Source organism: Synechococcus sp. MU1643 (assembly GCF_020514095.1).
GTDB lineage: Bacteria > Cyanobacteriota > Cyanobacteriia > PCC-6307 > Cyanobiaceae > Parasynechococcus.
This window is the reverse complement of the sequence record NZ_VTKY01000003.1, coordinates 111,317-133,425: the sequence shown is the minus strand read 5'-3', so window position 1 is coordinate 133,425 and position 22,109 is coordinate 111,317. Positions and strand designations below refer to the sequence as shown.

Sequence of the window (22,109 nt, the reverse complement as noted above, 5' to 3'; positions counted from 1 at the left end):
GAAACGCTTGGACTGATTGTCTCTGTGCTGTCCGGGGTGGTCTCAGACCGGTCAAAGTGGCAAGGAAAAAGACCTTGACTTCAGACTCTGTGTCTTCCCTCTGGATCGAGCGCAGGGTTGGCAGTAATTGCCCAACCTCCCTACGTTAATGAAGTCTTCCGAAGTACGCAAGGTCCTGTCGCATTTTCAGCGATGCGTTGAGGTCTGGCTGGAGGTCGGGCGGGAAGGGCGGTCCTTCAGCTATGCCGCAGATCCCACCATGGGGTTGATGCCTGGAGATCTGGTGCGGGTGCGCCTCCGGGGTCGAGCCATGCATGGGCTGGTAGTGGCGGAGAGGGAGTGGGCTGAGCAGGATGCTCATGAGTTGCAACCGGTGGAATCACTCCTGCAGCGAGCTGCTGTCGATTCGGAGTGGTACAGCTGGCTGGAACGGGTGGCGGACCGTTGCCATCTCAGTGTCTTCCGCACCTTGAAGGCGGCTCTGCCGGCGGGCTGGATTGGTCAGGCAGGCCAGCGTTCCCTAGCTGGTGGGCGTCAAATGTGGTGGATTCAGGCTCGTGTCACCCCTGATGCTGTTGACCAACCCACCCCGCGCCAGCGGGAGCTTCTGGCTTGGTTGGAAGGCCAGGGCAATGGCGTTTGGCAACGGGACCTGGTGGCTGGTGGGTTTGGTGCCCAATTGCTGCCCCCCCTGATCCAGCAGGGCTACCTGCAACGTGAGCAGCGTCGTTTTGAAGACAAGGTTTCTTCAGATGGTGCTGGCTCCAAGGAGTGCCCCCAGGCTTTGACAGCTGAGCAGCAGGCCGTGGTCGATGCCTACCAACAGCTTTCTCCGGGGCGTGGACTGCTGCTCTGGGGAATCACCGGATCCGGTAAGACCGAGGTGTATCTCCAATTGGCTGCTCAGGAGCTGGAGCGGGGCCGGCACGTTCTGCTGCTCACCCCCGAGATCGGATTGATACCCCAACTCGTCGACCGCTGCCACAAACGCTTTGGCTCGCGCGTCGTCGAATACCACAGCGGTTGTGGTAACGCCGAACGGGTTCGAACCTGGCGCCGATGTCTTGCTGACGAACAGCCGTTGGTGGTGGTGGGGACCCGCTCCGCTGTGTTCGTGCCATTGAAGCCGCTGGGGCTGGTCGTGCTTGATGAGGAGCATGACAGCTCTTATAAGCAAGACGCTCCGATGCCCTGCTATCACGCCCGCGACCTGGCCTTGGACCGGGTTGTGATGCAACAGGCACGGCTTGTGCTGGGCAGCGCCACACCGTCGCTCGAGAGCTGGATTCAATCGGGCCCCGAAGGTGCCTTGACCTTGGTGCGCCTGACCGAGCGGATTTCCCGGCAGGCCCTACCTCCTGTTCATGTCATCGACATGCGCCATGAGCTGGCCGAAGGACACAAGCGTCTGGTCAGTCGTGCCTTGATGGATCGTCTTGCGGCGCTGCCGGAGCAGGGCGAACAGGCCGTAGTTTTGGTTCCTCGGCGGGGGTACAGCCCCTTTTTGAGCTGCCGCAGTTGCGGCGAGGTGGTGATGTGCCCCCACTGCGATGTGGCGCTCACCGTTCACGGCGGCCAGGGCGGACGTCAGTGGCTGCGATGCCATTGGTGTGACCATCGTGAGGACCTGGAGAACCGTTGCAGTCACTGTGGTTCAACGGCATTTAAACCCTTTGGGGCTGGTACCCAGAAGGTGTTGGAACTGCTCTCCCAGGAGCTCGAAGGTCTTCGCTTGCTCCGCTTTGACCGCGATTCCACCGGGGGGCGTGATGGCCATCGACGCCTGTTGGACCGTTTTGCTGCCGGAGAAGCCGATGTCTTGATCGGCACGCAGATGCTGGCCAAGGGGATGGATCTGCCGCGGGTCACCCTGGCGGCGGTACTCGCGGCGGATGGGCTGCTGCACCGCCCAGATCTCCGCGCAGGAGAGCAGGCTCTGCAGTTGCTGTTGCAGTTGGCGGGCCGTGCCGGTCGAGGTGAGCGACCGGGGCAGGTGTTGGTGCAGACCTACACCCCAGAGCACCCGGTGATTCAACACCTGGTGGATGGTCGTTATGAAGCGTTCCTCTCCCAGGAAGTGGCCCTCCGCAAGGAAGCCGGTCTGGTGCCCTTCAGTCGCGCTTGTCTGCTGCGATTGTCTGGAGATTCCCCCAGCACAACAGCAACAGCAGCAGCGGTTCTGGCGGAGCGGATCCGGCCGATTTGTCAGCGCCAGAGCTGGTGGCTGTTGGGTCCGGCCCCGGCCCCGGTGGCCCGGGTGGCTGGCCGGAGCCGATGGCAGTTGTTGCTGCACGGTCCGGCGGGCTCCTCGCTTCCATTGCCTCCGGGGCAGGCCCTCTGGGATGGCTTGCCCAAGGGTGTGGCGCTCACTGTCGATCCAGATCCGCAGCAGCTTTGATCAAGAGGGCAGTTCTGGGAAGCCAAAGCCCAGTTTCCGCCGTACCACCTGCAGCACCATGCTGCTGGTCAACAGCATCAGGATCACCACGGCCCCCAGGCCAAGCGGATTCCAGCGCCAGCCCTGCCAGCTGACTTCGGTGGTGGTGCCGGAAAGAGCCGTGCGCTCAACCCGCCCATGGTTGAGGCTCAGATGAACGTCGAGCCCAGGGATCTCGGGCAGATCGTTGAGGTCCACCATCAGCTGCAGGCGCTGCTGAACCCCCAGCAGCCAGTTGCGTTCTTCGAGCTTGAGTACCGGTGCGGGGAGTGAGACTCCAGCCGCGCGACCAGCCACGGCAACCACGGCGGCCATTTGTTGCGCCAGCTCGTGCGATGACACAACACGGCTGCTGATTTTTTGGCGTCCTGGGCCTGTTTGTTCGATCTTCAACCCGGGCACCTCCCGTTGCAGGTCTCGCTCGAATTGCTCCTGCCAGGGCAGCGGGCGTTCCTGGGTGCTCCGCATGTCCCAAGTGAGGGCCAGTCGATCCGGGCCGCGAAGGTCGAGATCAGCCTCGATTTGGACGCAGCCACTCAGCAACAGCGTTATCCCCAGCAGAACCGCCATCACCAGCACGGCGAAACCCGCCCCGGGTGAACGCGTCGGACCCGTTGGTGGTGGTGGCGGGGGTTCGGGACGCCGCGACCGCCGCCGCCGCATGGTGGAGGTCTGCCCGCTGCCGGAGCCATTCAGCTCCAGTTGCGGCATCCGCATCGACCAGCTTTCCGGACGATCCAGGCTGGGGGCTTCAAGAACCCCAAGCAGTTGTTTGGCTTGCTGGCGCAACTTGGGATCACGGCAGCGACTCAGCAGCCTGCAGGTGGCGATGGCTTTGTCGTCTTGCCCCTGGCCCATCCAGGCGGTGATCATCAGGAGCCGAAGGCCAGGCCCCTCTGGGCTATTGATCGGGTGTTGCTCCGCTAGGGGGAGAAGCAGCTCCAGACCCAGGCCGTAGTCCCCGCGCTCTAGGGCTGCCTCCGCTTCGGAGAGGTCCAGTGCTGCGTCCTGCTCGCTCACCCTTCAGCCGCTTCCCACGACCATGGTGCCGATGCCAGCGTCGGTGAAGACTTCGAGCAAGAGGGCATGGGGAACCCGACCATCAATGATGTGGGCGGCTGACACGCCCTGGGCCAAGGCACGGATGCAACATTCCGTTTTTGGCGTCATGCCCCCTGCGACCACGCCGTCCTCGATCAGCTGTCTCGCCTCTGAGAGGCGCAGTTTGCGGATCAGGGAGTCGGGATCGTCCCGGTCTTCAAGGATGCCGGGGGTGTCGGTCAGCAGGATCAATTTTTCGGCGTCCAGGGCCGCCGCCAGCTCTCCAGCCACCGTATCGGCATTGATGTTGTGGGCTTGTCCGTCATCGGGGGTTGCGGCAACGCTGGAAATGACGGGCACATAACCCTTCTCCAGCAGGGGTTCGAGCACATCGGGATTGACGCGGGCAACGTCCCCCACCAGACCATGGCTGCCGTCCCCCCAGGGGCGTGCCTCCACAAGGCTTCCGTCACTTCCGCTCAAACCAACAGCACGGGTGCCGAGCTGATTGAGCCCATTCACGATCTGCTTGTTGACGCGGCCCACCAACACCATTTCCACCACGTCCATGGTGTCGGCGTCGGTGACGCGCAGTCCGTCGCGGAATTCGGCGGGGATTTCCAGACGCTGGAGCCATTGGTTGATTTCGGGCCCGCCTCCATGAACCACGACGGGTTGTACCCCAACGCAGGCCAGCAGAGCCAGGTCGCGAAAGACGGCAGCACGCAGTTCGGCATGGGCCATGGCAGCTCCGCCGTACTTAATCACGATGCGCCGACCGGCGAAGCGCTGGATGTAAGGAAGGGCTTCGCTGAGCACCGAAACCCTGAGGGCGTCATCGTTGTTTTGGGTGGATTCGGCCATGGCTTAGACGTCACCAGCTGGAAGCAGAAGAACGTCCAGCCGTTGCTGATCCAGTTCCTTGAGTTCCGCTCGCATCCCCTTGGCGAAGAAACGCCCGAGCCGCTCTTGCCGCTCTTGCCAGCGCTCGAGGGGGACGGCTCCCAGCAGGAAACGCATCCGTAGGCCGTAGCCGCTGTCGGAATGCAGCTCTTCGATCTCCTCCAACTGCGGCGGGGTGTCCTCGTCCCAAAGTTTGAGCGCTTCTAGAGACGACTCCAGATGGGCCTTCTGGCCATAGCGCCATCGCGTCACATCGCCGAGCAACTTGCCCAGTTCAGGTGCTGCAGCTTCGCGTTCTTTTTGAAAGGTCTTGATCGGTGTTATCCGGATGGCTGGTGGCAGCTCCGACGATTTCAGGGCCAGTCCCCCCAACAAAATCGGGATTCCGTAGAAAATCGTGGGCAGGCTGAGGTTGGCGCTTCCCGTGGCGTAAGCGGTAGCACCGATCACAGTCAGCACGCCTCCGGCGATGGTGACGAGGCTGCCGGGGGAGAAGAAATCCTTCATGAAGGCCTTGGCTTGATCGTCATTTTGACCTCTAGGCCATCAGGATGGAGATCCACTGCTCCGAGCTAGATGCTTGATCCATCGTCGACCGGCATGGATGATCTGCTCCAGCAGCTCGACCGTGATCGCAGCTGGTTGCTGCAGCAGATTGATGGTGGTCGCTGGCCCGAGCTGCGGCTGGACCTTGCCGCACTTGAACGGGAGCTCGGGCAACTGATTACCCGAGCCTCAGAACTGCAGGACGAAGCTGGTCGTTGAGTTGCTCCCACCTGCGAGCGTCCTCTGATTCAGAAGGGGATGTCGTCGGTGTCGGGGACCAGGGGTGCAGCATTCCAGCTTGCCGGTTCAGGCTCTTTCGCCACTTTTGTCGGCGCAGCCGCGGGGGCCTGGCGGCTTGGGGCCGGGGCTGAGGGGTTGCCGGATGCGGGTGCGCCTGTGGCTGCCGCACCGATTGGATGAAGCCGAGCCAGGGTGAATTCAGCCCGTTTTTCCTTCATGCCATCGCCCCGGGGCATGGTGTTCATCCGCAGTCGACCTTCAATCAACAGCCGCTGACCGGTCTGCACACGGTTCTGCAGCTCCTGGGCCAGGTTGCCCCAGCCCACCACTTTCAATTCTCCTGGTGGATCACCCTCCCGAAGGGGATCAAAGCGCACGGCCATCTCCGCAATGGGAGTCTGGTTGTCCTGGGTGTATCGAACCGTCGGTGCGTCGATAACCTCCACTTCGAGAACGCAATGGTTCATGGCTTGAGCTGGTGACGGCGCACATCCTGATGCAAGGCCCCGCGAATGACCAGCGTCGTGTGCTGCTGCTGGCTGGAACCGGCGAAGGGCCGCGCTTGGTGCAGGAGCTCTACCGCCGTAATTGGCGTGTGAGCGTGAGTGTGGTGACTGCAACTGCAGCGAAGGCCTACGCAGGACTGCCACTGGAGCGGATCTCGATCGGTGCCCTGCAGGGCATTGTCGGAATGACGGGAGCTCTGCACCAGTCGGGCCCTTTCCGTTGGGTGGTGGATGCCACGCATCCCTTTGCGGCTCGGGTCAGCCATGACCTGGTCACGGCTTGTGCGGATCTCGGCCAACCGCTGCTGCGTTATGAGCGGCGCCTTGAACCGCTGGGAGCGGCCTCTCTGCTGGAGGATGCCGAGGCATTGGCCGCCCAGCCGCTCAATGACCAGCGACTGCTTCTGGCCATTGGAGGTCGTCATCTTCCGGCCTTGACTGCTGCTGTGCGCCGCGCCGGAGCCATCCCCTATGGCCGTGCACTTCCGTCCCCCGATGGATTGCGCTCGGCCTTGCGGGCAGGGCTGCCCCCTGATCACCTGGCCGTGGTGCGCCCCCTGCAGGGGGAGGTGCCCGGGGCGATCGAGCGCTCCCTCTGCCGTCGCTGGGACATTGGGGTGGTGCTCTGCCGCCAGTCCGGTGGTGTGACGGAACAGCTCTGGCATCAACTCACCAGGGAACTGGGGCTGAGCTTGCTGCTGTTGCGGCGTCCATCCCCCCCCGATGGGGTGGAGTGTGTCGAGGATGTCAGCAGCCTGATCGATCGGCTTGAGCGTGATTGAAGAGAGTGGGCTCGTGCTGGCCCTGACCACGGAAACGAATGCTGAACGCGCCCAACAGCTGGCTGAGGCCTTGCTGGAGCGCCATCTCGTGGCTTGTGTGTCCATCCACCCCGTTCAGTCGTTCTATTGCTGGGAGGGGGCACTGCAGGTGTCCCATGAGGTGCAACTGCTGATGAAGACCTCCGCTCAGCATGTGGACGCCCTGCGCTCGGCCGTCTCAGAGCTGCACGGCTACGACACCCCCGAGTGGTTGTGCTGGCCGGTGACGGCATCACCGGCCTACAGGGCCTGGGCAATCGCTGAGCTCAGTTCAGATGCGTCTCCGCCAGCTGCTTGAGGCAGACCTGGGAGCGGGCCCCCAGTTGGGTCACAATCTGGCCGGCGCAGAGGGCTCCGAGCTGACCACAGCGCTCGAGTGACTCTCCCTGGGTGAAGCCATGCAGAAATCCCCCGGCATAGAGGTCGCCTGCTCCCGTGGTGTCCACCAAATCACCCAGGCCGAAGATGCCGACATCCCAGCGCTGGTCTTCACTCAGCACAACGGATCCCTGGGCACCACGGGTGATCGCAATCACCGAGCAGCAGCCGCGCACCCTTTCGAGGGCTTGGTCGAAATCATCAGTTTCATAAAGCGACTGAATTTCGACGTCATTGGCGAACAGCACATCGACGTGGCCATTCACCAGTTCGAGAAAACTCGCTCTGTGCCGATCCACACAGAAGCCATCGGAGAGCGAAAGAGCGACCTTTCCGCCTGCTTCGCGGCAGGCTTCGGCGGCGGCGATAAAGGCCCGTTTGGCGGCAGGACTGTCCCAGAGGTAGCCCTCCAGGTAAAGCACCTTGGCTTGCTTGACCATGGAAAGGTCGAGATCCTCGGGCTCCAGTTGGGTTGAGGCCCCGAGGAATGTGCACATGGTCCGCTCGGCATCGGGCGTGACGTAAATCAGGCAGCGCGCTGTTGTGGCTCCACTGGTGGCTGCTGGTGTCTCAAAGCGTGCACCAACGGCCCGGATGTCGTGGCTGAAAATGCTGCCGAGCTGGTCGTCCCGAACACGGCCGATGAAACCAGCGCGACCTCCGAGCTGGGCGATGCCCACCATGGTGTTTGCGACCGAGCCACCGGAGGTCTCGAGGCCAGCGCCACTGGCCTTGTAGAGACCCTCAGCTTGTTGTTCATCGATCAGCGCCATGGCCCCTTTTTGGAGGCTGTGTTCAGCGATGAAATTGTCGTCCGTCTGCACCAGAACATCGACGATGGCGTTTCCGATGCCAACGACATCGAGGCTGCAGGCGCTGGGGAAACGGGTCTCTGATGACATCGGCGCATGGAAAGCAGCCCCGAAGTATGAACCTCAGAGGCTCAGGCGCTCAACAAGGCCCGCTTGGGGCCATGGATCGGATCTTCAACAACGATGGTTTGATCACGGCTGGCCCCCAGGGAGACAATGGCGATCGGCACTTCCATCAAATCGGCGAGGAAGCGCAGGTAATCCATGGCCGGTTTGGGGAGGTCTTCAAGGCTGCGGCATTCTTCGGTGGAGCACTGCCAGCCAGGCAGCGTTTCGAAGATGGGTTTGCACTGGGCGAAATCATCGGCACTGCTCGGGAAGTGCTCGATTCGCTCGCCATTGAGTTCATAGGCCACACAGACTTGAATTTCGTCCAGTTCATCCAGAACATCCAGCTTGGTCACGGCCAGACAGTCCAAGCCGTTGACCTGTACGGCATAGCGACCGATCACGCCATCAAACCAGCCACAGCGACGTTGCCGGCCAGTGGTGGTGCCGAATTCACCGCCGCGTTCCGTGAGCTGGTCATTCAGGCTTCCGCTTAGTTCGGTGGGGAAGGGGCCTTCACCCACGCGGGTGGTGTAGGCCTTGGCGACGCCGATGACGCGGTCAATCAGGGTCGGGCCGACGCCTGCACCGATGCAGGCACCTCCGGAAACTGGATTGGAGGAAGTGACGTACGGGTAGGTTCCGTGGTCCAGGTCCAAAAGCGTGCCCTGGGCACCTTCAAACAGGATGTTTTTGCGAGCTCGCGCTGCCTGATGAATCGTCTGGGTGCACTCCACCACGTGGGGTGCTAGTCGCTTGCCGTATTCCAGGTATTCCTGGATGACGTCTTCGGCGTTCAGGGGAGCAACGCCGTAGATGGTTTGAAGAAGTTCGTTCTTCTCTTGAAGTGGGCCTTCAAGGCGTTCGCTTAGCCGCTGTTCGTCCAGGAGGTCGATGACGCGGATGCCACTGCGCTGCGACTTGTCGGCGTAGGTGGGGCCGATTCCGCGGCCTGTGGTTCCGATCCGGCGTGCCCCCCGCTGCTTCTCCATCGCCTGATCGAGCAGGCGGTGGTAGGGCATCGTCACGTGGGCGGTGGATGCCAAGCGAAGCCCTGAAATATCAATGTCATTGGCGATGAGCATGTCCAGCTCACCGAGCATCACCTTGGGATCCACCACCGTGCCGGATCCGATCAGGCAGATCGTGTCTGGATAGAGGATTCCAGAGGGAATCAGGTGCAGCTTGAGCACACGATCGTCAACAACAATCGTGTGGCCTGCATTCACACCACCCTGATACCTAACCACCACATCGGCGGAGCGGCTCAGAAGATCGGTGATCTTTCCTTTTCCCTCGTCACCCCACTGCGCTCCGATGACGACAACGTTGGCCAAGAACATGGCGGCCCGAAGCCGCAGATATGCACAATCCGCGAGTATCTCAGATCTCGGGTGGCCTCGTCAAAGCTGAAATTGTCTTCAGGACTCAGCTGCCCCGGACCACTGATTTCTCAGCCTTGTTGAGTTCCTTGGCGATGCGGTCATGCAGCGCTTCAGGCAGGGGGCGATTGGCGTAGGAGGCGTAATGACCAGCCAAAGAATTCAGTGCTGTTTGCATCGTTGTGAAGGAGCTGAGTCCGTTCACACGGGGTTGGGGCCGATAACGGGACATGTAGTCATTGATCAATACCCGCGCGTCGGCTTCAGCTTCGGCGTGGGTCGGATCGTCCTGAGGCAAGTCAATCACCGTTAGCAGGGTGCGGGAGACCGACACGGTGTCTTCCACGTAGTCGCCGCTGAGACGAGCTTCGGCATCCCCACTGCAGGCTGTCAGGAGAAGGCATAATCCCAGACCAAGGGCTATGGCAGCCCGGCTGAGGGGGCGAAGCAGGCGTGTCAGTGCGGAGAGCATGAAACCCTTCAATGTTGTCCAACTTTAGGGGTGGAGTGCCTTGATCAGGCAGGTCACAGCCTCAGCATGGGGGAGTTTCTGCACCTCGCGGCTGCTGCGGCACACCACTTCAACGGTTCCCTCGTTCGCGTCGCGTCCCACCACGATCCGCCAAGGGATGCCGATCAGATCTGCGTCTTTGAACTTGACGCCGGCGCGTTCTTTGCGGTCGTCGATGAGCACATCGACTCCGGCATCCTGAAGCTCTGAATAGAGCGCTTCCCCAAGCTGGGCCTGGGTCTCGTCCTGGACGTTGGCAACAACAACGATGGCTTCAAAGGGGGCGATGGCGGTCGGCCAACAGATGCCGCTGTCGTCGTGGTGCTGTTCGACGGCAGCCTGCGCCAGCCTGGAAACGCCGATTCCGTAGCAACCCATCCAGAACGGTTCGGTCTTGCCGTTCTCGTTGGTGAAACGGCTCTCCATGGCATCGGAATATTTCCGGCCCAACTGGAAAATGTGGCCAACTTCGATGCCCCTTTTTTCAGTCAGCAGCGATTCGGGGTTGTGTGTGCAGACGTCGCCTGCCCGTGCATTGCGCAGATCCAGGTTGACCGGCTTCTGCCCCATGGCGGCCCAGCTGGTGTTGAAACGGTGCAAATCGGGCTTATTGGCACCACAGATAAAGCTGCCGAGTTCGCTGGCGGTTTCGTCCGCCAGACGCAGGAATGTTTGCTCCCAGGTCTTGGCTCCCTGCAGGACTTCATCGGAGAGGTCGGGCCCGATCGATCCAAAGGGGATCAGATCAATCTGCTGACGGTTGTTGTCGTCTGGTGTGATCGGCCGGCAATCGAGAACATCCTTGTTCAGGATTTGGCTGACGGCGTTCACAACCTTGGTCGGGTTGAGCTCTTGGTCACCACGGAGGCTCACCAGCAGGGGTTGGAGGGTGTCATCGTCGAGCGTCGCTACGAACAGCAGCACCTTCACCACTTGGCTCGGGTCCCAGCCTTTGGCGACGCAGAGGCTCTCGATGCTGCCCAACCCAGGAGTTGGAACCGATTCTTCCGGACCATCGGCGAGAGGAGATGCGGCGGATGGGATCGAAACAGCCTTTTCTTGATTGGCTGCGTATTGGCCGTCATCGCTGATCAGGATCAGGTCTTCCCCGGCCTCCGCTGTCACCATGAACTCCTGGGAGGCGGCGCCGCCGATGGCTCCGCTATCGGCATCGACAGGGACGGCATCCAGGCCACAACGTTCAAAGATGCGGCGGTAGGCCTGATCCATGTCGCCGTAGGTTTCGCGAAGATCTGCTTCGCTGGCATGGAAGGAGTAGGCGTCCTTCATGATGAATTCGCGGCCTCGCATCAGGCCAAAGCGGGGACGGATCTCGTCGCGAAATTTGGTCTGGATCTGGAAGAGGTTCACTGGGAGCTGCCGGTATGACCTCAGCAGCTCACCCGCCAGGCTGGTGATTACTTCTTCATGGGTTGGGCCAAGCCCCAGCTCTCTGCTTTGTCGGTCTTTGAGGTGAAACATGATCCCCTCTCCAGCGGTGTAGCCCTGCCAACGGCCACTTTTTTGCCAGAGCTCAGCAGGATGTAGTTGTGGCAGCAACGTTTCTTGGGCGCCAGCGCGGTTCATCTCCTCTCGCACCACGGCGGTGATCTTCTGAAGCACCCTCCACATCAAGGGGAGGTAGGCGTAGATCCCTGATCCAACGCGACGGATAAAGCCGGCCCTTAGAAGCAACTGATGCGAGGTGATCTCCGCTTCGGCGGGAACATCCCGAAGCGTCACCAGCAGCAGGCGGGAGACGCGCATCAATCGCAAGAAAATGGAATTTGGAAGTTATCACCGCTTCGGAGGCATGCCGATCGTGGAAGTGTCTGTTTTGCTGGAATTCCACTGTGCGCCCTGAGTCTCGACTGCTACCGTCCAGCTCAATCCAGCCTGTCCTAGGCCCGTCTCATGTTTCCTCGGTCCGTCGAATCTGTGGCGTCAAGCGTTCAACAAGCGGCCGAGATTTCCATGGATCCAGCCCAGCCGTCTGCGCAAGCTGAGGCCCTGGTCGGAATCGACGACGTTCAGAAATCCCTTAACCGCTCCCGTGCCTCGGTTTACCGGTACACAAATACAGACGTTCGCAACCTCAATCCTCCCTTCAACCCCCGCAAGCTGAATCCGGAGTACCGCAGCGATCAGAAAGATCCGCTGATGTTCCACCCCAACGAGGTGGCGCGCTTCGCCAAAGATGTTCTACGCATCAAGGAAGTCACGGTGGAGGTGCTGAACGCTCCCTCAACGGCGACGCAGCAAATTTTGGGATCGATCCTTGAGGAGCTCCGACTGATCCGAAGCCAACTTGAGTCAAGAGGAGGACAACCACCTTCTGACCTGAGCGCACGTCTTGACCAGCAAGACCGGCCCGCCGCTTAATGATCTGTGCGTCCTGCTTTTGGCAGTGACAGAATGAGTTGATCAACGTTGTGATCTGAAGAGGGGGCTTTTGCAGCTCCCCGTTTTATGGCCTCAGATGTTCCCCACCCGTCTCACGATGACGCCATCGCGTCGTCGGAGGCGGATGAGCCGTTTAGTCGTCGCGCCTCGTTGACGGCCATCAAAGGATTGCTGATTGCTGTTGTCAGTTTCAGCGCTCCTCTTGTTGCTGTGATCACGGATCGAACGTTCCCTTCTCCGCAACTGATCCCCACCGCCTCGGATCGGCATGGATCTCCATCAGCTCCCCCCGTCACCTTCGCCAGGATTGGTGAATCTCATAGTGGAGATTCCGGCAGGAAGCAGGAATAAATACGAGTACTCCGCCGAAGCTGGCGTGATGGTCCTCGACCGGGTGATGCATTCCTCGGTGCGTTACCCCTTCGATTACGGCTTCATCCCCAACACGCTGGCGGAGGATGGCTCTCCCCTCGATGCCATGGTGATTATGGCTGAGCCCACGTTTGCGGGTTGTCTGATCAAGGCTCGCCCCATCGGCGTGTTGGATCTCCACGATCGGGATGCTTACGACGGGAAGATTCTTTGTGTTCCTGATGCAGATCCCGGTCAGGATGACATCCGCAGCATTCGTCAGATCGCCGCATCCCAGCTTGAGGAGGTTGCGGAATTCTTCAGGACTCACCGCACGTTGCAGGGGGGTGTCGTGACGATTAATGGATGGCGCGACCTCGATGCGGTTCAGCCGTTACTTGATTCCTGCATCAATGCAGCCAATTGATCTCAGGAAAGAGCCCCTTGATCAGGCCGGATGCTTGTAAGTTGGTGCGCATTGAGATTTGCAGAAACCGTGCCCACCATCCGATTCGAGCAGGAAGGCCAGCAGGTTGGCTGCATCGAGGGCGCGAATCTGCGTAAGGCTGCACTTGATGCAGGCGTCAATCCCTACAAGAGTCTCAACAACCTCAACAACTGCAGTGGCGTTGGTCAGTGCGGCACATGTGTGATGGAGGTGGTTGAAGGGCAGGCCAACTTGTCCCCCCGCAGCGACGTCGAAGAGGTCTATCTGGCTGACCGTCCTGCGAACTTCCGTCTGAGCTGCCGAACCACAGTGTTTGGTGATGTCACCGTTCGTACCAGTCCGGCTGAAGGTGTGGGCCGCGGCTCCAACAGCCTCGTTGGTGCTATCAAATCCCTGTTCGGCCGCTGAGTCTTGGCCGGAACCCTCCAGGTTTACAGCTACAACCGCTGCAGCACCTGTCGAAAGGCATTGGCCTGGCTTACCGAGCGAGGCATCGCCCATGAGGTACACGACATCACCCTGACTCCACCGTCCAAAGTCATGCTGGCGGCCGCTTACCAATCCCTCGGTGAAAGAAAGCTGTTGTTCAACACCAGTGGCCAGAGTTATCGCGCTATGGGCGCGGCAGCACTAAAGGCTATGTCGGATGACCAGGCGATGGATGCCTTAGCTGCAGATGGCAAATTGATCAAACGTCCGTTTGTGGAAGTGAATAGCTCCACGTATCTGACCGGGTTCAAGCCTGATCTTTGGGAGTTAGCACTCCAGGGCTGAAGTTCAAGCCATCCAATTCGCTGATCAGGGCGTCCACATCGCCTTGGTCGCGGATCTGCCTGAAGCTCGAGAGTTTGATCTCTTCCAGGAGTGCGACCAGCAGATCCTGGCTACGGCTCAGTACAGGACCCTGCTCAAGGGTATGGGCCAGTTCCTCCCAGAGTCGATCCAAGGTCTCGGATCCAAGGGACTCCAGAACCGGGTCACGCTGACCGATGCGGTTTCCGGCTCCCTTGGATAGGTCGAGCACTGAGGTCACCATGCTTTCGGCCAGCTGGCGGCTGAATTCTGATTCGGCGTTTTGCAGTCCAGGAAGCCGCCGCAGGGCATCCGGCACGACGTTCTGGTCCAAGCTCTGCTGCACCAGATGGCTGATCACGGCTTGCAGTTGCGGTCGCATGGCCGGGCCAATGCGGGTCAGCACCAGGGGAAGCCACAACCGCAGCAGCTCGATCACCTCCCGCTCATCGTTCAAATCACTGCTTTGATAGCTGCAGAGTCCGCGAACCTTCTCCGGCAGCTGTGGTGATCGGATCAATTGCTGCAGAGCATCGACCACCCTGATGGCGATCACTTCAAACAGCTCCACTGCCAACAGGGCCACCACGCCGCGGCTGATCACGGCACGAAGCGGTTCGAGTTGCAGTAGGCCGGCTCCGCAAAGCCGCTCTGAGACAGGGATCACCCTGAGCCAGCGCGCAAACGGCAGCAGCAGGGGTAGGTCGATCCAGCGGCGTAAAAGGGCGTCGCGCCAGCGGATCGCCGGATAGCGCTGTTTCAGACGCCAGGCGCGCAGAAGAATGTCGAGCAGAAACAGCAGTTGAAACGGCGTGTCGATGCGCCAGCTCAAATCGCTGGGGCGGCCGTTTTCATCGATGCTTCGCCAGTAGTTGCTCTCCACCAGTGGCAGGATCTTCTGGCTCCAGAAGTAACGCTCCTGGCTCCAGGGGAAGCGTTCCAGATGCTCGGGGCTTAAGAGCAGGTTGGCGGAGTCACGTGCTGATTCCAGGCCGGTACGGGCGCGGAGTCGGTTCTTGAATTTTTCAAGCGCGCCGGCTTGGCCAGAACTGATGAAAGGGTTGCTGTTCATCAGCGTTGTGGTGAGCACCGCTTGCTGCTTCAGCAGATTGGTGCTTTCAGCAGTGCTTGAGCCGTTCTGCTGCAATGCCCGATCTAGGGCCGTGTAGGCCTTGAGGTAGGCCTTGGTGTCGCGATGGGGTTCGATGCCCTTGAGTGGATCCAGCAATGGGGTGATGTCTGGCAGCCAGGGCAGGGGAACCACCAGGGGAAGCGATGGCACTGGATAAAGATTGCGTTGCAGCCAGAAATTCCGAAGGGGGATGTAAGTGAGGTCAATGGCGACCCAGGTGAGATTGACTGCGGCGATAACAGCAATGGCCTGGTCCCACCGGCGCCAGCTGAGCAGGCCGTGTTGGGGCTTGAGTGCTTGCCAGCGTGGACGGATCATGGGGTCTGCAGGTTGCCCTTATCGTGGATCGAAAGATTGAGCCTGCCCACATTGAACGCCGAGAGAGGGTCTTCCGATGTGAAGGGCAGAGTGAGCGCGATGTGGGAGTTCTGGGCCCCATTTCTGTTCACGGTTTCGCTTTATCTCCTGCTTCGGCAGTTCGCCTTTGAAGCCCGCTACATCCCTTCGGGATCGATGCTGCCGGGTCTTCAGGTCGGCGACAAGTTGATCGTCGAGAAGCTGTCGTACCGCTCACGACCTCCTCAGCGGGGAGAGATCGTTGTGTTCAATTCTCCCAGTGCCTTCGATCCCGTTTGGAAGTTGGAGGCGGGGCAACCCAATCCACTGAAGTGCGGCTTCGTCACCTTCCCGGGCATCAGCTGGGTTGTGGATCGTGTGCTGTTGCAGCGCTATCCCGAATGTGAGGCTTGGATCAAACGGGTGGTGGGTGTTCCTGGTGATGTCTTGGAGGTCAACGGCCGTGGTGCCGTGAGCATTAACGGCACGGCCTTCAACGAGCCTTACGTCACCAACTTCTGCTCCGATCGCGACGGAATGATCGGCTGCAAGGGCCTGTATGCCGTTGTTCCCGAAGACAAAGTTGTTGTTCTGGGCGACAACCGCCGCAACAGCCAGGATGCTCGTCGCTGGCCGGGCGGCCCGTTTTTGCCTGACGATCAGATCATTGGGCGTGCCGTTTTCCGCTTCTGGCCTCCTTCGCGCATCGGTCCGCTCAGCAACTGAGGCCACAGGCCACAACCCGTCCCTGAAGCTCCCGGCCTATCCAAGGGATGTTGGCAGCACGCGGTGCTCCAGGGGTGTTGCTGCTGATGGTCCAGCTTTGATCGGGATCGAACAGCAGCCAGCGCCGGCTGCCATGCTCAAGCTGTTCAGTGGGCTGGTCGATCAGCGCCGACGGCCCAAAGCTGAGGGCCTGCCAAAGATCTTCCACGGTCCAGCGTCCAGGCCGCACCAGGGCATTCCACAGCGCAGGAAGCACCAAATGGTGGCCGCTGAGGCCTGCGGGGCGCTGATCACCTGGCAGCAGCATGTCCTCGGCATCCAGAGGCACAGCGTGGACAGCCACGGCAGTAATCGTTCGCCGATAAAGAGCCTGGATCAACTGCTGGCGATCGTCTGGTCCACCGAGGGATGGACAAACACGCCAGCCCGGGTTGCTGCTGGCCAGCATGCTGCGGTCGGTCAGAAGATGCCACCAGCTCACGCTGCTCAAGGGAGGGGAATCGCAGCCTGAAAGTTGTTGCACCGCGGCTGCCGTGGAGAGGTTCATCAGCCGCAGTTGTCGTTCCGGATGGCGTTGATGCAGCAGCAGCAACTGGCTGAGAGGAACGGTCTCGCTGGTGATCGGATCCGCTGGCCATCCGGCCCGCAGCGTCTCCACCCCTTCCCGCAGCAAACCCTCCCCTTGCAGATCGGGATCCCGGGGTGCCACGAGCACCGGGCATCCCCCCATCTCTCCGAGCAGCAGTCCCCGTTCCAGCAACGGGGTTGGAATCATGGCGTCATCGTCCGCCAGTCCGATGGCACCGTGTTCGAGAAGATCGCCATGGGGAGCAAGTTCATCGGCCTTGCCGCCGCGGCTGAAGCCGCCCCAAAGGTGCAGGCGAACCGTTGCCGTCTGATCCTGATCGAGGCGGAATCCCTGGAGCCGCTCAGGACAATCGCGCCAGCTGCTGCTGCGGGGAATTAGGGCAATCTGGCCGTAGCCCCCTGCGGCTGCACAGTGCCGCAGGCTCACGGCTGTTTCTTGATCTCCACTGAAGGGGGTCTCAAGGATGGAATGGGGATCCACCAGGCAGGGGGCAACCAGTTGAGCCGGTGCTGGACTGGCTTTGATGCCCAGGCCGAGGGCCTGCTGCCGGGCCTGGTCGTCAAAGCCGACGAGCACCCCTCGGTGGATCAGGACTGCACCGCGCTGAACCGAATCTCCGGGGCCACGCAGGACGCGAACCGGATCCAGCAGCAAGGTGTCGTTCATGACGTCAGAGAGCGCCTGCTGCCGTGCGGTCAATCACGCTTCCGAAATGGGAGGTGAGGTTGAGGCAGGTCACCACTGCAGGCTGGCCTGGATCGGCGGCAATGTCGACCACCGTGACGCCACCGTTGCCCTGTTTGACGGCCCAGATATCGGCTGGGGTCAGCCCCAACAGATCGCAGAGGATCGTTTTGTTGACGGCGTCGTGGGCGACCACCAGCACCGTTTCCTCAGGCTTCAGCTCGCCAGCGATCTCTCCCCAGCTCCGGACGGAACGGGCCCACACGTCCTGGATGGTTTCCCCCTCAGGCATCTGCACGGTTTCCGGAGCACGTTTCCAGGTGTCCAGCAGCTCCGACCAGCCCTCTCTGATCTCGGATTCGAGCTTGCCTTCCCAGAGACCGTGTCCGATCTCCACCAGGCCGTCGATCTGAGTCAGGGGTACATCGGGATGCGCCTCGAGAATGATCTGGGCCGTTTCGGTTGGGCGCGACAGCGTGCTGCTCCAGGCCCGATCGATGGGGATGTCTTTGAGGAAATCGCGGGCGGCCGCGGCTTGATGGCGACCGTTTTCATTGAGCGGAATATCGATCTGCCCCTGGAAGCGCCCGGCTTTGTTCCAGTCGGTTTCGCCGTGTCGCACCAAAATCAGCCTGGCGTTTTTGCCCCTCTCCGGCAGCGGTTGCAGATGCGTGGTGCTGTTTAAGCATTCGATCTGCACCTGGGGGCCGTTCTCTCCCGGCCGGAGGTTGAAGATGGAAAGGGAGGTGTTGTCGACGCGGAGACGCCGGAAGCCTTGGTCGGGTTCCCCCAGCAACACCATCATCAGGCAGCGCAGGATGGCGTTGTGGGCCACCACCAGCACCGTGTCGTTGCCTTTGGCGGGATGGCGCTCCAACAGGTTGCTGATGAAGTCCCGCGCCTGTTCCATCAGTTCAGGCAGTGGCTTGTAGCTCGAACCATCACGACGCTGGAGCTCCAGTTCCATAGGCCGCTGCTTCCAGATCTTGTAGGCCTCCGTTGAGCCTTGAGTCAGCTCGTCAATGGTCTGGCCGGACCAGGGCTCCAGATCCACTTCCAGCAGTCCGTCGTCAAAGACGGGACCCGGTGTCTGCCTGCCTTTTGCCTCCAGCAGGCTCGCAGTGGTTGCCGCCGCCCTCTGCAAAGGAGAGCTGTAGATGGCCTGGATGCTCACGTCCTGGAGCGAGCGGCCCAGGGCCCTGGCCTGCTCATGCCCCTCCTCGCTGAGGTTCGAGAGATCATCACGGCCCTGGATGCGCCGTTCCTTGTTGAAACTGCTGAGACCGTGGCGGACCAGAAGAAGACGAAGGGGCACGCTGCAGCGTCAAGGCGCGGTCATCGTATGGAAGCGGCCTTTCGGGGGGACAATCGTGGGAAGTTGATGCCCGCTGGTGCCCAGTTCCCCACAACCGGTTTCCCCGCGCTGGAAGGGACTTCTGGCGGCCTTGTCCCTTTCTTTGGCTGGTTTTATCTGGTTTTCGGGCTTGATTGACAGCCTTTCGCGACCTTCGGTGGCACCGGCCCTGAGTCTTCAGCAGCAGGAGCTGACGCTTCTTGCTGAACCAGCAGTGCCTCCCCCGTTGCGGGACGCCCTCCTCGGGGAGTCGCCACGTGATGCGCTGCTTAAGGCCCTGGTGGGAATCAGCCCAGAGCAGCGCAATGAGCGGCAGCAACAGATGCTTCTGTTGTTGCAGGGTCAAGGTTCCGCATCAGCGGACCTTGCACGCGATGCCGACGATCCTTTGCTCCAGCAGCTGCACTGCGAAGCGGGGGTCTCTGATCCGACGCTCTGCATCGATGCTTCAGCCGCGGGGAAAGCGGCGTTCCGTTTGGCCCTCAGCACGGTGCTGCCCCTGGTGACGGCCCTGCTCGGTGGCCTGCTGTTGCTTGGTCAGGCCTGGCGTTTGCTGCGAGGCCGGCTGATGGCCTGGCCAGATGTTCAGGGGCCGGAGCTGACCCTGGTCGACATGGCGCTTCTGGTGGCGGGTGGCTTCGTCGTGATCAGTGCTGTTGGCGTTCCACTGGTGGCGTTTCCGCTGGTGGGTGCACTGACGGTGGGGCTGGGCAGTCCTCGTCGTGAAGCCGTCAGCGTGGTGATCAACTACGGCGTGATGGCCCTGCCGAGCCTGCTGATCCTTTGGCGGCAACTGCGTTCGTTGCCCAAGGAGAGGGCACCGCTTGGCGGATGGATGCTGTGGCGCGTGCGTCCGCTGCTCTCAGCTCTGCGCGATGCGCTGGCGGGCTGGTTGATGGTGACGCCGGTGGTGATGCTCACGGGGTGGTTGCTCGTGCGCCTGGTGGGGGATCCCGGGGGTAGCAATCCGCTGTTGGAGTTGGTGCTGGGCAGCCGTGATCCGCTTGCCCTGGCCTTGCTTGCTCTCACTGCGGTTGTGCTGGCGCCGCTGTTTGAGGAGACGATTTTTCGCGGTGCCTTACTGCCGGTGTTGGCGACCCGGCTCGGTCCCCTCCCGGGGGTCCTGCTCAGTGGCCTGTTGTTTGCCATGGCCCACATCAGTGTTGGCGAGTTGGCGCCACTCACTGTGTTGGGGGTTGGGCTTGGCTTGGTGCGGCTGCGCAGCGGACGCCTGTGGCCCTCGGTGCTGATGCATGGGCTGTGGAACGCCGTGACGTTCCTGAATCTGCTGCTGCTCTGAGCCTTGCCCCGCCTTTCTGCAGGTGGTTCACTGAACCTATTCGCCTGTGATCCCGGTGGTTGCCGCTCCGGAAAAGCGTGCATCGACCACGGCTTTCGAGCTGATTCAAGGGTCACTGTCCTCCGGACGCATTGCACGACGCTCCCCTCTCGTTGGGGGGCTCCATCGCCTGATGGACGGCACATTGCTGGGTTTGATTGCGGCAGTCGCTGTTCTGGCTGGTCTCACGCTGCACTGGCAGCATCGCTGGACCGTTGCCTTCCACCTGCTGGAGGCAACACGCACCCAGGCACACCGCTTGACGGAATCAACCGCTGTGATGGAACAGCATCTGTTGCATCGTTCTCAGCAGCCCAACCGCCTGGTGCCAACGCAAGTGGCCAATCTGGTGCATCTCGATCCCCCCGATCTGGGCTCTCAGCAAGCGTCCGCGTCCTCTCCCATGGCATCTCTCCAGGCCCTGGGAAATCAGCCCATTCGGGCGGGGTACTGATGACGCGGCTGTCAGGGCATCGACCCGTCCGTTCGCGGCGTTCCCGCGCGCGGGTCGTTCCTTTGACCCAGGTTCCCCCCAAGCGGCTTTGGATCATTTTCTGGATCCTGGCTGCAGGCCTGCTGGGGTTGGTAGGTCGTATGGCCTGGCTGCAGTTGGTGCAAGCCCCCGATCTGGAGCAGCGTGCCCGTCAGCTGCAAACGCAGCGCACCCAACCCTTGGGGCAACGGCGACCGATTGTCGATCGCACCGGACGCCTGGTCGCGATGGATGAAAAGCGGTTTCGGCTCTGGGCCCATCCCCGCTACTTCAACATGCCGGGAGATGCCCCAAATCTCGTCCGCCCTGCCGAGGATGTGGCGGAGGTGTTGGCCGATCCCTTGGCTCGTTCCGTACCTGCGCTGCTGAAGGTCATGGGGACCCAGGCCTCGGGGATCAAATTGGCTGAGGAGCTGGATCCGGAGACGGCCGATCGCATCCGTGCCCTAGGAATAAGCGGTCTGGATCTGGAGGCCTATCCCCAGCGGGTGTATCCCCAGGCGGCGTTGTTCGCCAACGTGGTGGGCTTTCTCAATGCGGAGCGGCAACCTCAAGCAGGTCTTGAACAGAGCCGTGATGGTGATCTGGCTCGCCATGAGCAAACCCAATATCTCCGCCGCGGCGCTGACGGCACGCCGTTGCCGGCCAACCTCGCCCCGGGAGCCTTTTATGGCGATGATTTGCGCCTGCAGCTGACGCTGGATTCGAGGCTCCAGCAGGTAGCACTCAACGCTCTTGCTGAGCAGGTTGCCAAGTGGAAAGCCCAAAAGGGTGCCGCGATCGTGATGGATGCCACCAATGGTGAGCTGTTGGTGCTGGCATCGACACCCACCTACGATCCCAACCGCTACTGGGATTTCCCCACCGGGCGGTTTCGGGAATGGTCCGTTCAGGATCTCTATGAACCGGGTTCGACGTTCAAGCCGATCAATCTGGCTTTGGCACTACAGGACGGCGCCATTCAGGCGACGGATAGGGTGAATGACGTGGGCAAGCTCATGATCGGTGGTTGGCCGATCAACAACCACGACAAAAAAGCGCATGGTTTGGTGGATTTCGCCACCGTGCTGCAGGTGTCAAGCAACGTCGGCATGGTCCAAGCCATGCGCCGTCTTGACGACGATGCCTACTGGAACTGGATGGAGCGTCTTGGCATCAATCAGCGTCCCGACACCGACCTACCTGGAGCGGTGGCCGGACAGCTCAAGAGCAAGAAGCAGTTCATCAGTCAGCCGATCGAGCCGGCGACGACGGCCTTTGGTCAGGGGTTTTCGCTGACGCCGCTCAAGCTGGTCCAGCTTCACGGGATGCTGGCCAATGGTGGCAAGTTGATCAGTCCCCACATCACCCGTGGCTTCCGTTCGGGTGATGCCTTGGCACCTGCGGCGGCACCCAGTGGTCACCAGGTTCTGAATTCGGAGGTCACGCGCACGGTGCTCCAGTGGATGGAATCTGTTGTGGATCAGGGCAGTGGCAAGGGTGCGAAAACGCCCGGCTACCGAATTGGTGGCAAAACGGGAACGGCGCAGAAGGCCCTGAATGGGATCTATCTGCCAGGGGCCAAGATCTGCAGCTTTGTAGCGACTTTGCCGATTGAGGATCCCCGTTACGTGGTGTTTGTGGTGGTAGATGAGCCCCAAGGTGAAAACGCCTATGGCTCCACCGTGGCCGTTCCCGTCGCCAAGCAGATTATTGATGCCTTGCTGGTTGTGGAGCGCATTGCTCCCTCAAAACCTGCTGAATTGAACAAGCTTTTCAACAGCTGACGCATCAAAAA

Annotated in this window: 23 protein-coding genes; 12 read left to right on the top strand and 11 right to left on the bottom strand. The window is 61.1% G+C overall.

The window, feature by feature from the left end:
• Positions 1 to 148: 148 nt before the first annotated feature.
• Positions 149 to 2,398, top strand: coding sequence for a primosomal protein N' (gene priA / locus FZX09_RS06840; RefSeq protein WP_226401429.1), 2,250 nt, complete (start codon positions 149 to 151; stop codon positions 2,396 to 2,398).
• Here priA and FZX09_RS06835 read toward each other — a convergent pair whose 3' ends face one another.
• Genes FZX09_RS06835 through FZX09_RS06825 form a run of 3 tightly spaced genes read right to left on the bottom strand, consistent with a single transcriptional unit; the run spans position 2,399 to position 4,888 of the window.
• A complete protein-coding gene (locus tag FZX09_RS06835) occupies positions 2,399 to 3,457 on the bottom strand; it encodes a DUF3153 domain-containing protein (RefSeq protein WP_226401427.1) in 1,059 nt (352 codons plus the stop codon). It abuts the gene before it with no gap.
• A gap of 3 nt (positions 3,458 to 3,460) precedes the next feature.
• Positions 3,461 to 4,342 (bottom strand): acetylglutamate kinase, encoded by an 882-nt coding sequence (gene argB, locus FZX09_RS06830; RefSeq protein WP_226401424.1) that lies wholly within the window; start codon positions 4,340 to 4,342, stop codon positions 3,461 to 3,463.
• A 3-nt stretch (positions 4,343 to 4,345) separates the two neighbouring features.
• Positions 4,346 to 4,888: a DUF2854 domain-containing protein gene (locus tag FZX09_RS06825; RefSeq protein ID WP_226401412.1), complete on the bottom strand. Its 543-nt coding sequence runs from the start codon at positions 4,886 to 4,888 to the stop codon at positions 4,346 to 4,348.
• A gap of 69 nt (positions 4,889 to 4,957) precedes the next feature.
• Here FZX09_RS06825 and FZX09_RS06820 point away from each other — a divergent pair, with 69 nt between their 5' ends.
• Positions 4,958 to 5,146 (top strand): hypothetical protein, encoded by a 189-nt coding sequence (locus FZX09_RS06820; RefSeq protein WP_226401410.1) that lies wholly within the window; start codon positions 4,958 to 4,960, stop codon positions 5,144 to 5,146.
• 29 nt (positions 5,147 to 5,175) lie between these two features.
• Here FZX09_RS06820 and FZX09_RS06815 read toward each other — a convergent pair whose 3' ends face one another.
• The gene (locus FZX09_RS06815) at positions 5,176 to 5,634 is read right to left on the bottom strand and encodes a single-stranded DNA-binding protein (protein WP_226401408.1); all 459 of its coding nucleotides are present in this window, start codon (positions 5,632 to 5,634) and stop codon (positions 5,176 to 5,178) included.
• Positions 5,635 to 5,663: 29 nt separating this feature from the next.
• Here FZX09_RS06815 and FZX09_RS06810 point away from each other — a divergent pair, with 29 nt between their 5' ends.
• Positions 5,664 to 6,455 (top strand): precorrin-6A/cobalt-precorrin-6A reductase, encoded by a 792-nt coding sequence (locus FZX09_RS06810; RefSeq protein WP_226401667.1) that lies wholly within the window; start codon positions 5,664 to 5,666, stop codon positions 6,453 to 6,455.
• Positions 6,448 to 6,792, top strand: a complete 345-nt coding sequence (cutA, locus tag FZX09_RS06805; RefSeq protein ID WP_226401665.1) for a divalent-cation tolerance protein CutA — start codon at positions 6,448 to 6,450, stop codon at positions 6,790 to 6,792. Before FZX09_RS06810 ends, cutA begins: the two co-directional genes overlap by 8 nt.
• Here the strand turns inward: cutA and FZX09_RS06800 are convergent.
• The 4 genes from FZX09_RS06800 to FZX09_RS06785 all read right to left on the bottom strand — a co-directional run bounded on the left by FZX09_RS06800 (position 6,761) and on the right by FZX09_RS06785 (position 11,452).
• Positions 6,761 to 7,774 (bottom strand): adenosine kinase, encoded by a 1,014-nt coding sequence (locus FZX09_RS06800; RefSeq protein ID WP_226401406.1) that lies wholly within the window; start codon positions 7,772 to 7,774, stop codon positions 6,761 to 6,763. The genes cutA and FZX09_RS06800 overlap by 32 nt on opposite strands.
• 41 nt (positions 7,775 to 7,815) lie before the next feature.
• A complete protein-coding gene (locus tag FZX09_RS06795; RefSeq protein WP_226401404.1) occupies positions 7,816 to 9,135 on the bottom strand; it encodes an adenylosuccinate synthase in 1,320 nt (439 codons plus the stop codon).
• Between the two features lie 85 nt (positions 9,136 to 9,220).
• Complete coding sequence (gene psb27 / locus FZX09_RS06790) at positions 9,221 to 9,646, bottom strand: photosystem II protein Psb27 (RefSeq protein ID WP_226401402.1); 426 nt, start codon at positions 9,644 to 9,646, stop codon at positions 9,221 to 9,223.
• A gap of 24 nt (positions 9,647 to 9,670) precedes the next feature.
• The gene (locus tag FZX09_RS06785; RefSeq protein ID WP_226401400.1) at positions 9,671 to 11,452 is read right to left on the bottom strand and encodes a proline--tRNA ligase; all 1,782 of its coding nucleotides are present in this window, start codon (positions 11,450 to 11,452) and stop codon (positions 9,671 to 9,673) included.
• A gap of 147 nt (positions 11,453 to 11,599) precedes the next feature.
• Here FZX09_RS06785 and FZX09_RS06780 point away from each other — a divergent pair, with 147 nt between their 5' ends.
• From FZX09_RS06780 to FZX09_RS06765, 4 genes are all read left to right on the top strand, one after another.
• Entirely contained in the window at positions 11,600 to 12,067 is a 468-nt protein-coding gene (locus FZX09_RS06780) for a resolvase (RefSeq protein ID WP_370624201.1), read from the top strand.
• A gap of 289 nt (positions 12,068 to 12,356) precedes the next feature.
• On the top strand, positions 12,357 to 12,866 hold the full coding sequence (locus FZX09_RS06775) for an inorganic diphosphatase (RefSeq protein WP_226401396.1): 510 nt from the start codon (positions 12,357 to 12,359) through the stop codon (positions 12,864 to 12,866).
• Positions 12,867 to 12,935: 69 nt separating this feature from the next.
• Positions 12,936 to 13,295: a 2Fe-2S iron-sulfur cluster-binding protein gene (locus FZX09_RS06770; protein ID WP_226401394.1), complete on the top strand. Its 360-nt coding sequence runs from the start codon at positions 12,936 to 12,938 to the stop codon at positions 13,293 to 13,295.
• Between the two features lie 3 nt (positions 13,296 to 13,298).
• Positions 13,299 to 13,661 carry an arsenate reductase family protein gene (locus FZX09_RS06765; protein WP_226401392.1) on the top strand — a complete coding sequence of 121 codons (363 nt, stop codon included), beginning with the start codon at positions 13,299 to 13,301 and terminating at the stop codon, positions 13,659 to 13,661.
• On the opposite strand, the gene FZX09_RS06760 is transcribed toward FZX09_RS06765, so the two are convergent.
• On the bottom strand, positions 13,624 to 15,129 hold the full coding sequence (locus FZX09_RS06760; protein ID WP_226401390.1) for a hypothetical protein: 1,506 nt from the start codon (positions 15,127 to 15,129) through the stop codon (positions 13,624 to 13,626). The two genes, FZX09_RS06765 and FZX09_RS06760, sit on opposite strands and share 38 nt — an antisense overlap.
• A gap of 78 nt (positions 15,130 to 15,207) precedes the next feature.
• Between FZX09_RS06760 and lepB the strand changes: the two genes are divergently transcribed.
• A complete protein-coding gene (gene lepB / locus FZX09_RS06755) occupies positions 15,208 to 15,873 on the top strand; it encodes a signal peptidase I (RefSeq protein WP_226401663.1) in 666 nt (221 codons plus the stop codon).
• On the opposite strand, the gene FZX09_RS06750 is transcribed toward lepB, so the two are convergent.
• Entirely contained in the window at positions 15,863 to 17,128 is a 1,266-nt protein-coding gene (locus tag FZX09_RS06750) for a dihydroorotase (RefSeq protein ID WP_226401388.1), read from the bottom strand. The genes lepB and FZX09_RS06750 overlap by 11 nt on opposite strands.
• A gap of 4 nt (positions 17,129 to 17,132) precedes the next feature.
• The gene (locus tag FZX09_RS06745; protein WP_226401386.1) at positions 17,133 to 18,461 is read right to left on the bottom strand and encodes a histidine phosphatase family protein; all 1,329 of its coding nucleotides are present in this window, start codon (positions 18,459 to 18,461) and stop codon (positions 17,133 to 17,135) included.
• A 76-nt stretch (positions 18,462 to 18,537) separates the two neighbouring features.
• Between FZX09_RS06745 and FZX09_RS06740 the strand changes: the two genes are divergently transcribed.
• From FZX09_RS06740 to FZX09_RS06730, 3 genes are read left to right on the top strand one after another with little or no spacing between them, the layout of a single operon-like run.
• Entirely contained in the window at positions 18,538 to 19,800 is a 1,263-nt protein-coding gene (locus tag FZX09_RS06740; protein WP_226401384.1) for a type II CAAX endopeptidase family protein, read from the top strand.
• Between the two features lie 55 nt (positions 19,801 to 19,855).
• The gene (locus FZX09_RS06735; RefSeq protein ID WP_226401382.1) at positions 19,856 to 20,293 is read left to right on the top strand and encodes a hypothetical protein; all 438 of its coding nucleotides are present in this window, start codon (positions 19,856 to 19,858) and stop codon (positions 20,291 to 20,293) included.
• The gene (locus tag FZX09_RS06730; RefSeq protein ID WP_226401380.1) at positions 20,293 to 22,098 is read left to right on the top strand and encodes a penicillin-binding protein 2; all 1,806 of its coding nucleotides are present in this window, start codon (positions 20,293 to 20,295) and stop codon (positions 22,096 to 22,098) included. The genes FZX09_RS06735 and FZX09_RS06730 overlap by 1 nt, the downstream gene beginning before the upstream one ends.
• The last annotated feature ends 11 nt before the right edge of the window (positions 22,099 to 22,109 follow it).